Here is a 9294-nt window from a genome sequence, read left to right as displayed (position 1 = left end):
CGCTCCGCCCGCGTCGCTGGCCGAGGCGTTCGGCCGCTCCGCCGGTGAGGACGGCGTCACACTCCAGCGGCCCGCCGACGCGCATCCCGGAGACGGCGCGCCGGATGGGCCTGAGCACGAGCCGTTGTGGACCTCTCCGGCCGACCCCTGGCGTGACCCCGGCTCCGCCGCCGTGCTCGGCGGTCCGGCCGAGCGGGACACCGAGCGGGAAGACGGGGAGGTCGAGCGTCCGCACGGGCCGCAGCTGAGCGTGCCCGAGCTCCTCTTCGGCCGCAGGGTGAAGCCGACCGCGCTGGCCCTGCTCGGGGTCGTGGCGCTGGTGGTGGGCGCGCTGGGCGGCGCGGTCGGGTGGGCGCTGGCCACCGCCGGAGACACCCTCACCGGGGAACTGAACATCGCCGAAGCGCGCGAGGGCAAGGAACGCCCCGCCGGTTCCGTCGCCGACATCGCGAGGCGCGTGGCCCCGGCCGTGGTCTCCATCGAGGTGGAGTCGGGCCAGTCCGGCGGGGTGGGCTCCGGTGTGGTCATCGACGGCCAGGGGTACGTGCTGACCAACCACCACGTCGTCGCGCGGGCGGGCGACGCCGGCAAGGCCGAGATCACCACGGTGTTCACCGACGGCACGCGCACGCCCGCGCAGGTCGTGGGCACCGACCCCAAGACCGACCTCGCCGTGCTCAAGGTCGACGTCGCCAACCCGGTCGTCATCGAGATCGGCGACTCGGACGCGCTGGCGGCCGGGGACGCGGTGATGGCGATCGGCTCCCCTTTCGGTCTGGAGAACACGGTCACCGAGGGCATCGTCAGCGCGTTACACCGACCGGTGACCGCGCCGGGGGAGAACGGCGACCCGCCCGTGACCTACGACGCGATCCAGACCGACGCGGCCATCAACCCCGGCAACTCCGGTGGTGCCCTGGTCGATTCGACCGGCGCGCTGGTGGGAATCAACTCGATGATCCGCACCGTGGGCAGCGGCGGTGAGGGCGGCAGTATCGGCCTCGGCTTCGCCATCCCGATCAACCAGGCCATCGAGATCAGTGAGGGGCTGATCCGCGACGGCGAGGTCTCCCACGCCACGCTCGGCGTGAACGCGGCGTCGGTGTCGGCCAACACCTCGCAGGGCGCGCAGGTGCGCAACGTCGTGGAAGGCGGGCCTGCGGCCGGTGCCGGGATCGCGGAGGGCGATGTGATCACGCGGGTGGGCGACCGGCAGGTGCGCAACGCCGCCGAGCTGACGGTGGCGGTCCGCGAGCACGAGATCGGCGAGCAGGTGCCCGTCCGGTTGGTGCGGGGTGGGCGGCCGCTCACGGTCGAGGTCACCCTCGGGTCGGACTGACGAGGTAGGCTTTCCCCGTCCCGGGTGCGACGCGGAAGGTGTGGCCATGTTCGAAAGCATCGGCTGGGGCGAGATCCTCGTCCTCATCGTCGCTGGTTTGTTCATCCTCGGTCCCGAACGGTTGCCCGAGGCGGCGGCCTGGCTCGGACGTTCGGTACGGAAGGTCCGCGACTTCGCCACGGGTGCGCGCCAGCAGCTCCGTGACGAGGTCGGCACCGACTTCGACGAGTTCCGCAAGCCGATCGAGGACCTGCGCAATCTCCGCAACTTCGATCCGAAGCGGGCCGTCACCCAGCACCTGTTCGACGGCGACCACGATCCGCTGGGCCTCGACAACATCAACGGCACGGGTGGCGACGGCTCGGCGGCGACGAAGCCCAACGGCTACGCGGAGGGCTCGTCCGCGAGCCCCACACGCACGGAGCCGTTGCCACCCGGCGAAAAGCCCCCGGTCGACCCGGACGCCACCTGACCCACCCGCGAGTTGCCCTTTCAGGCCCGCGAGTTGCCCCTCGCCGGCCCGCGAGTTGCCTCTGGGCTGCCCGCGAGTTGCCTCTCGCAGGTCCGCGAGTTGCCCCTGAGCGTCCGTGAGCTGCTCCTAGGACCTGGAGGAGCTGCCTTGCGTGGCTAGCCCTTCCTCTCCGCGCCCGCCTCGACGGGTGCGTTTCGAGACTTAAGGTTCCTGTGAGCGATCCGGTAGCCGAGCGCGCCAGCACCGGATGCAGAAGCCGACCATGGGCAGCCTGTCGCTCATCCGCACCCACGCTGCACGCACACGAGGGCAGCGCGGACGCGCAGCGGTGACACGCACGTGCTGGGCAAGGTGTGGAGCACGGATCCAATCCGCGTGGCGCCCAGCGATGACCGCGCGTATCCAGGGACAACTGGGCAATTCGCGGGTGCACCGGGGGCAACTCGCGGGCACGCAGGGGCAACTCGCGGACGCGCAGGGGCAACTCGCGCGCACGCAGGGGCAACTCGCGGGCACCCAGGGGCAACTCGCGGGGTTGGGTGGGTCAGCGGCCGGCCGGGGTGACGTTGAGCATCATGCCCGCGAGGCCGCGGGCGCGGACCGACAGCTTCTCCGCGGCCTGGGTGAGCACCGTGCTCGCCGGGGACTCCGGCTCGGACAACACGAGCGGCGTGCCCGCGTCGCCCTGTTCGCGCAGCTTCGGGTCCAACGGCACCTGTCCGAGGAGCGGCACCTCCGCGCCGACCGACTTCGACAGCGAGTCAGCCACGGTCTGCCCGCCGCCCGAGCCGAACAGCTCCATCCGCGACCCGTCGGGCGATTCGAACCACGACATGTTCTCGATGACCCCGGCCACCCGCTGCCGGGTCTGCAACGCGATCGCGCCCGCGCGCTCGGCCACCTCGGCGGCGGCCTGCTGCGGCGTGGTGACCACCAGGATCTCCGCGTTCGGGATGAGCTGCGCCACCGAGATCGCGATGTCACCGGTGCCCGGCGGCAGGTCGAGCAACAGGACGTCCAGGTCGCCCCAGAACACGTCGGCGAGGAACTGCTGCAACGCCCGGTGCAGCATCGGCCCCCGCCACACCACCGGGGTATTGCCCGGGGTGAACATGCCGATCGAGATGGTCTTCACGCCGTGCGCCTGCGGCGGCATGATCATCTTCTCGACCTTGGTGGGCTTCTCGCCCGCGCCCAGCATGCGCGGCACCGAGTGGCCGTAGATGTCGGCGTCCACCACGCCCACCGACAGGCCCTTGCGCGCCATCGCGGCGGCGAGGTTGACGGTGACGCTGGACTTGCCGACCCCGCCCTTGCCGGACGCGACGGCGTAGACGCGGGTCAGCGAGCCGGGCTGGGCGAACGGAATCACCGGCTCCTCGGCGTCACCGCGCAGCTTCTGGCGCAGTTCGGTGCGCTGCTCGTCACTCATGACGTCCAGCTCGACCCGCACGTCGCGCACCCCGTCCAGTTTCTGCACGGCCGCGGAGGTGTCGCGGGTGATGGTCTCCTTCAGTGGGCACCCGGCCACCGTCAGGTAGACCTCGACCGTGACGACGCCGTCGTCGCCCACCGTGATGTCCTTCACCATGCCCAGCTCGGTGATCGGCTTGTGGATCTCCGGGTCGTGCACGTCGTTCAGCGCCGTGCGCACGTCCTCGACGCTGGGGGTCTGTTCTGTGGTGGTCACTGCTCGGGCACCGACCTTTTCGTCGCGGGTGGTTGCGCTTGCTGTCCCTCATGCTACGTGCCCGTAGGTCGCGGGCTGTCGCAGTGGCCGCGACGCCCCGGCACTCCGCGGCCCACCGTGTAATATGGATCACAAACACCCTGACACGATCGGAGTAGTGCCCTCGGTCTCGGGACCGGACGGTACAAACCCGGGGAAGGCGGGGCAGACGAGTGGAAGCGTTGCTCACCATCGTCGTCATCGTCGGTCTGGTGCTGGTGCTCGGACTCGCCTCATCGGTGCGGATCGTCCGGCAGTACGAGCGCGGGCTGGTGTTCCGCTTCGGGCGGGTGCACCGGTTGCCCCGTGAGCCCGGATTGCAGCTGATCGTGCCGGGCGTCGACCACATGCACAAGGTGAACCTCCAGATCGTGACGCTGCCTGTGCCGGGACAGGACGGCATCACCCGGGACAACGTCACCGTGCGGGTGGACGCGGTCGTGTACTTCAAGGTGATCGACCCGGTGCAGGCGATCGTCGGGGTGGAGAACTACCGCTTCGCGATGTTGCAGGTCGCGCAGGCGAGCCTGCGGCGCACCATCGGCGAGAGCTCGCTGGACGACCTGCTCTCCCGCCGCGAGTACCTCAACCAGGGGCTCGAATTGATGATCGACAGCCCGGCCGCGAGCTGGGGCATCCACATCGACCGTGTGGAGATCAAGGATGTGGCACTGCCCGAGACGATGAAGCGCGCGATGTCGCGTCAGGCCGAGGCCGAGCGTGAACGTCGTGGCCGCGTGATCTCGGCCGAGGGCGAATTGCAGGCCTCGGAGAAGCTGTCCCAGGCCGCCGCCCGCATGGCCGACACCCCAGCGGCGTTGCAGTTGCGGCTGCTGGAGACCGTGGTCGAGGTGGCCGCGGAGAAGAACTCCACGCTGGTGCTGCCGTTCCCGGTGGAGATGCTGCGCTTCCTCGACGAGGCGTCGAAGCGCGACGCCCGGCGGAATGAGGACCAGCCGAGCGAGGGCCGACAGCGTGCGGACCGCCCAAGCGAGGCTCGCGGCGTGGAGCACGAGCCGGAGCCCGCGAGTGACCGCGAGGCGCTCGGCACCGGGCTGACCTCGCGCGGAGTCCCGGCACCGTCCGAGCCCGCCGACGCCGCCGAGCAGATCCGCGATGTCGCCGCCGTACCCACCGCACAGGCGGACGGCGAGTTCGACGACCCCGTGCGGGGATAGCGTTCTCCTCACTCTCCGGCGGGTTGCTTCTCCTTACTTGTCGGTTCCGCATGCCCAGTACACCCGGTACGGCGAGTTGCAGCGGACGCAGCTCGGCGAGACCGGGGAGAGGGTGTGGCTGCGCGGTATTTCGACGAGCACACGCGGCGGCTCCACCGCACGATCGTGGATGCCGAGTTGCCGCAGCCAATGCAGGCGGACACGAACTATTCGTACGACCCGGCGGGCAACATCACCTCGATCGCGGACACTCCGCGTGAGCAGCAGGCTGACGTGCAGTGTTTCGAGTACGACCATCTGCGGCGGTTGACCGAGGCGTGGACGCCGATGGGGGACTGCGGGGCCGGTCCGGAGGTTGGTGATCTGGGGGGCCCGGCGCCGTACTGGCGGTCGTTCGGTTACGACGTCGTGGGCAATCGGGTGACCAGCACCGAGCATGACGCGGCTGGGGACACGGTGCGGGAGTACGCGTACCCGGATGGTGGGCAGGCGCTGGAGTCGGTGACGAGTCATCTGCCTGGTGGCACGACCAGGTTGGACGCGTTCACCTACGACGAGGCCGGGAACACGGTGTCGCGGACGACGGGGGCAGGTGACGAACAGACGCTGGACTGGGACGCCGAGGGCAATCTCGCCAAGACGGTCGAGGGGGACGAGGGCACCGAGTTCGTCTATGACGCCGATGGTGAGCGGTTGCTGCGTCGGGATCCGTCCGGGGTGACGGCGTATCTGGAGGGGCAGGAGTTGCGGTGGGACCGCGAGAGTGGCCAGACGACCACGACGCGGTACTACGAGTTCGCCGGTTCCACGGTGGCGATGCGGACCGAGGCGGGGTTGACGTGGCTGTTGGGTGATCATCAGGGCACGTCGCGGTTCGCGATCGGGGCGGGGTCGTTGGAGGTGACGCGCCGGTGGCAGTTGCCGTTCGGTGGTCAGCGTGGTGAGGAGGTCGATTTCCCCGGGGAGCGGGGTTTCGTCGGGGGGACGGTCGACGCGTCGGCGGGGTTCACGACGTTGGGGGCGCGGCAGTACGACCCGGGGTTGGGGCGGTTCTTGTCGGTGGATCCGTTGATGGATCCGACGGATCCGCAGCGGATGCACGGCTATACGTATTCGAACAACAACCCGGTGACGTTTTCCGATCCGACCGGGCTGGCCTATTGCGATATCAACATCTGTCCTGGAGACCCTGGTTATAAGGGGCAGGGGGCGCACCCGGTGTATTCACCGAAGGAGGGGTGCGTTTACAAGTGTGATGAGAGGCCCTCGGGTCCGGTCTCTTCTCCGAGTCCGGCGCCGTCGACCGGTGGGGGTTGTGGTCCGGATGGGATCTACTGCGGGATGGGGAGTCGTGTGGGGGGCGCGACGGTCAGTTATCCGCCGTTGTCGCCTCCGCCGCCTCCGGCTCGGGACACGTCGCGGAGTTGTACGTCGGTGCGGTACTGCGGTTTCGTGCCGGGCAGGGATAGCGCTGCATTTAGTATCGATTTGGGTGAGTTGGCCTACGATCTGTCGGGGCTAGCTGACGCGGAGGCGTGCCTGAAGGGTAAGCTGGACGGTTGCCTTTGGCTCGCGGTCGGGTTGACTCCGGTCGGCCGTGCTGGTGCACTGCTTCGGTCGGGTCGGCACGTCGATGAGGCGGCTGATGCGGGCAGAGCGTCGCGGGCACCGTCGTGTAACAGCTTCGTGCCCGGCACCCGGGTGCTCATGGCGGACGGCACTACCAAGCCGATCGAAGACGTCGAGATCGGCGAGAAGGTATGGGCCACCGACCCGGAGACCGGTGAGGAAGGGCCCCGCACCGTCACCGCCACCATCGTCGACCACGGGATGAAGAACCTGGTCGAAGTTACCGTGGACGTCGATGGAGCGGCCGGTGACGAGACCTCGGCCGTCATGGCCACGACGCTGCACCCTTTCTGGGTCGACGACCAGGGCCGCTGGCTCGACGCCCGCGACGTCGAACCCGGCAACGAACTCCGCACCGCTACCAGCGACCACGTCGAGGTCGTAGCCACAGACACGTCCACGAAACTCCGCCAGGTCCACAACCTCACGATCAATGGAATACACACATACCATGTTCTGGCGAACGGAAATTCCATACTCGTTCACAACAGCAACGGCTCGTGTGGAGGCGCGTGGCAATCCGAGTTCGATAACCTTCCGAAGGGAAGGCAGGAACACGTTCGGGAGATGCCTGATGAGCAGACCATGCGTGATGCGTTCGAGCGCTGGACTGCTGGTGCTGAGCAGCTCCCGGCGCGAGGTCCGAAGATCCCCGAGGTATATCAACTCGAGGACGGTACCGTGATACAATGGAAGACAGCATCTGCATCTGGTGGAAAGACAATAGATATCCAGCCTGGTAGTGGCGGAAAACCGTTGAAAATTCACTTGTCATGATTGACAGCCGTGTTTACGCCGAAGTATTGATTGAAGGTATGGACGATTGGGTCCCTATCGATCAGCTCATCTGGGCTGCGCGGGAAGAGGTGAAGAGGCGCCCGTGGAAGGGGTTCTTCGCCGAACTGCTTCACTTCTTGCTCGAGAGTGAACTTATCCAGCTCGGCGAACTGGCCGCAGAAGGGTTTTCGCCGTGGGAAGGGGAGGCCAGCGAAGTTGTCCAGTTGGTGCTCGATGACCTTGAGCGCCTCTCTTGGGAACCCAAGCTGGGTAGTCGTGCCTGGATCGCTAACACGGGAGCAGGCAACGATGTCGCCCGATCGTTGATGAACAGACAAGTCTAAACACTGTCTCGTAACTGCTTTTGAGTAGGCGTTTCATCGATCTAGAACGCTTTTTCCTGTGTCGGCTGATTGATCGTGGGGTGGCGCGGTGCTTGATGGTGGCGACGCCAGTGTGACCGGGTCCGGGCAACTCGAATTTGAGAAAGGAACATCTAAGCTTATTTAGAGGGCGCTGCTCAGTGCTGCGTACCGTTTCCGTGCTCGCGGCGGGGATTGTCGGCGTTTTCCGGATCGGCGGTCGCCAGCGCTGAGCAGACCGCGACGGCGCGGTCTGACGCCGATGCGGCGCTTACGCATCACTACCCGCTCGATGAGGAGTCGGGTTCGTTGACCGTGGACCTCGCAGGAGGCGAGGATGGGACTGTGCACAACGGAGCCGCATTTGTGCAGGGGCGAATCGGTAATGGGGTCTCCTTCGACGGAGTGGACGACTTCGTGTCGACAGAAACCCTCGGCGTGCGTACTGACACCAGTTTCACTGTAGCGGCCTGGGTGATGCTCGAGGAGGACGGTGGAACGCTCGTGGCCGTCAGCGCCGCGGGTGAGAAAACCAGCAAGTTCAGGCTGGGGCATGTGTACGATGATCGGAGCAGGTCCGGCGCTTGGTTCTTCGCGATGCCGGAGTCGGACACACCTGAGGCGACAGTTACAGAGGATGCGAAGTCCGTGATGGAGGCTCGACCGGGCCTATGGACCCACTTGGTCGGCGTTTACGACGCGGAGGCGTCGCGTGTATGGCTTTACCACAACGGCCTTCGCGTGGACGATGGAACCGTGCAGAATACATGGAACGCGACCGGTGGGCTCCGAATCGGTAGCGGCGCGCCGCAAGATTCTCGTTCCGGGAAATGGCCGGGTCTCGTGGACGATGTTCGCCTGTACAACAGGAGCCTGACCAGCGATGAGATCTCCGCGCTCTACTCGTCATATCCGGACTAACTACTCGGCCACAGTGCAGAGCGATGTGCTGGGCTTGGGATGGGTTCGCGGAAGCTGCTCAGTGGTCTTCCCGTGCAGTTGGCCAGGGCGTCGCTTGGGGTGGCCGCTTCATCAATGCCGCGGCGTTAACCTCAATCGTCAGGAGCGTTCGTCGTCGCGCCACCGTTCGAGCGAGTCGCCCGCCTCGACGTCCGTGCGCATCGGCCCGCTTGGCCGGGGAACCGGCGCGTTCCCGGCCATCGCCGCCAGACGCCGGGCGAGTCGGGCTACCGCGTCGCGCAGCTCCGGCGGTTCCAGTACCTCCGCCTCGAAGCCCAGCCGAGCCACGTGCAGGGCGATCCAGTCCACATCGTCGCCGCCCGCGACGAGCACGCACCACCCGTCGCGGTCGTCCTCGACGCGCCCCACCTGGGGCGGCACGAGCTCGCGCACCTGCTCGGGCCGTGCGTGTAGCCGCACCCGGGCGAGATACCGGTACGGCGCCTCGGTCACGGACTGTTGAACGTAGGCGACCGGGTCCGGATGCTCCCGAGGCCAGACGCGCCAGGTCGTGGCCACCAGCTCGCGCATCCGGTCCAGGCGGAAGGTGCGCCAGTCGTCGCGGTCGAGGTCCCAGGCCATCAGGTACCAACGGCGGCTGGTGGCCACCATCCGCACCGGCTCGACCGTGCGCTCGCCCTCGCCGCCGTCCCGGTCGGGGTAGGAGAAGCGCACCCGCACGGCGTCGCGACAGGCCCGCGCGAGGGTCACCAGCAGTTCCGCGTCGATCTCGACCCCGGGGGCGACCAGCGTCTCGGTGGCGCCGTGGACCGCCCGCACCTCGGCGCGCAGCCGGGGCGGCATCACCTGGTCGAGCTTGGCGAGCGCCCTCAGCGCGGCCTCACCCG

8 protein-coding genes are annotated in these 9294 nt (G+C 67.7%); 6 read left to right on the top strand and 2 right to left on the bottom strand.

The annotated features are described in order from the left end of the window. Positions 1-1339, top strand: a 1339-nt coding sequence (locus SACSA_RS23070) for a S1C family serine protease (protein WP_019816612.1), incomplete at its 5' end; no start/stop codon positions are given. A 46-nt stretch (positions 1340-1385) separates the two neighbouring features. Continuing rightward, entirely contained in the window at positions 1386-1811 is a 426-nt protein-coding gene (tatB, locus tag SACSA_RS0114450; protein ID WP_019816611.1) for a Sec-independent protein translocase protein TatB, read from the top strand. Between the two features lie 544 nt (positions 1812-2355). On the opposite strand, the gene SACSA_RS0114445 is transcribed toward tatB, so the two are convergent. After that, entirely contained in the window at positions 2356-3501 is a 1146-nt protein-coding gene (locus SACSA_RS0114445; protein WP_019816610.1) for an Mrp/NBP35 family ATP-binding protein, read from the bottom strand. Positions 3502-3713: 212 nt separating this feature from the next. On the opposite strand from SACSA_RS0114445, the gene SACSA_RS0114440 reads away from it, so the two are divergent. From SACSA_RS0114440 to SACSA_RS24175, 4 genes are all read left to right on the top strand, one after another. Beyond that, the gene (locus tag SACSA_RS0114440) at positions 3714-4718 is read left to right on the top strand and encodes a slipin family protein (RefSeq protein ID WP_019816609.1); all 1005 of its coding nucleotides are present in this window, start codon (positions 3714-3716) and stop codon (positions 4716-4718) included. A 114-nt stretch (positions 4719-4832) separates the two neighbouring features. Continuing rightward, on the top strand, positions 4833-7124 hold the full coding sequence (locus tag SACSA_RS0114435; RefSeq protein WP_019816608.1) for a polymorphic toxin-type HINT domain-containing protein: 2292 nt from the start codon (positions 4833-4835) through the stop codon (positions 7122-7124). Beyond that, positions 7121-7468 carry a hypothetical protein gene (locus tag SACSA_RS0114430; RefSeq protein ID WP_019816607.1) on the top strand — a complete coding sequence of 116 codons (348 nt, stop codon included), beginning with the start codon at positions 7121-7123 and terminating at the stop codon, positions 7466-7468. The genes SACSA_RS0114435 and SACSA_RS0114430 overlap by 4 nt, the downstream gene beginning before the upstream one ends. Positions 7469-7801: 333 nt before the next feature. Further along, entirely contained in the window at positions 7802-8407 is a 606-nt protein-coding gene (locus tag SACSA_RS24175) for a LamG domain-containing protein (RefSeq protein WP_232212960.1), read from the top strand. A gap of 138 nt (positions 8408-8545) precedes the next feature. On the opposite strand, the gene SACSA_RS23060 is transcribed toward SACSA_RS24175, so the two are convergent. Further along, on the bottom strand, positions 8546-9294 hold a 749-nt coding region (locus SACSA_RS23060; RefSeq protein ID WP_019816605.1), incomplete at its 5' end, for a helix-turn-helix transcriptional regulator.

The sequence above is a fragment of the Saccharomonospora saliphila YIM 90502 genome, assembly GCF_000383795.1.
GTDB lineage: Bacteria > Actinomycetota > Actinomycetes > Mycobacteriales > Pseudonocardiaceae > Saccharomonospora > Saccharomonospora saliphila.
The sequence above is the reverse complement of the archived record's forward strand: the minus strand, read 5'-3'. Positions and strand labels throughout refer to the sequence as shown.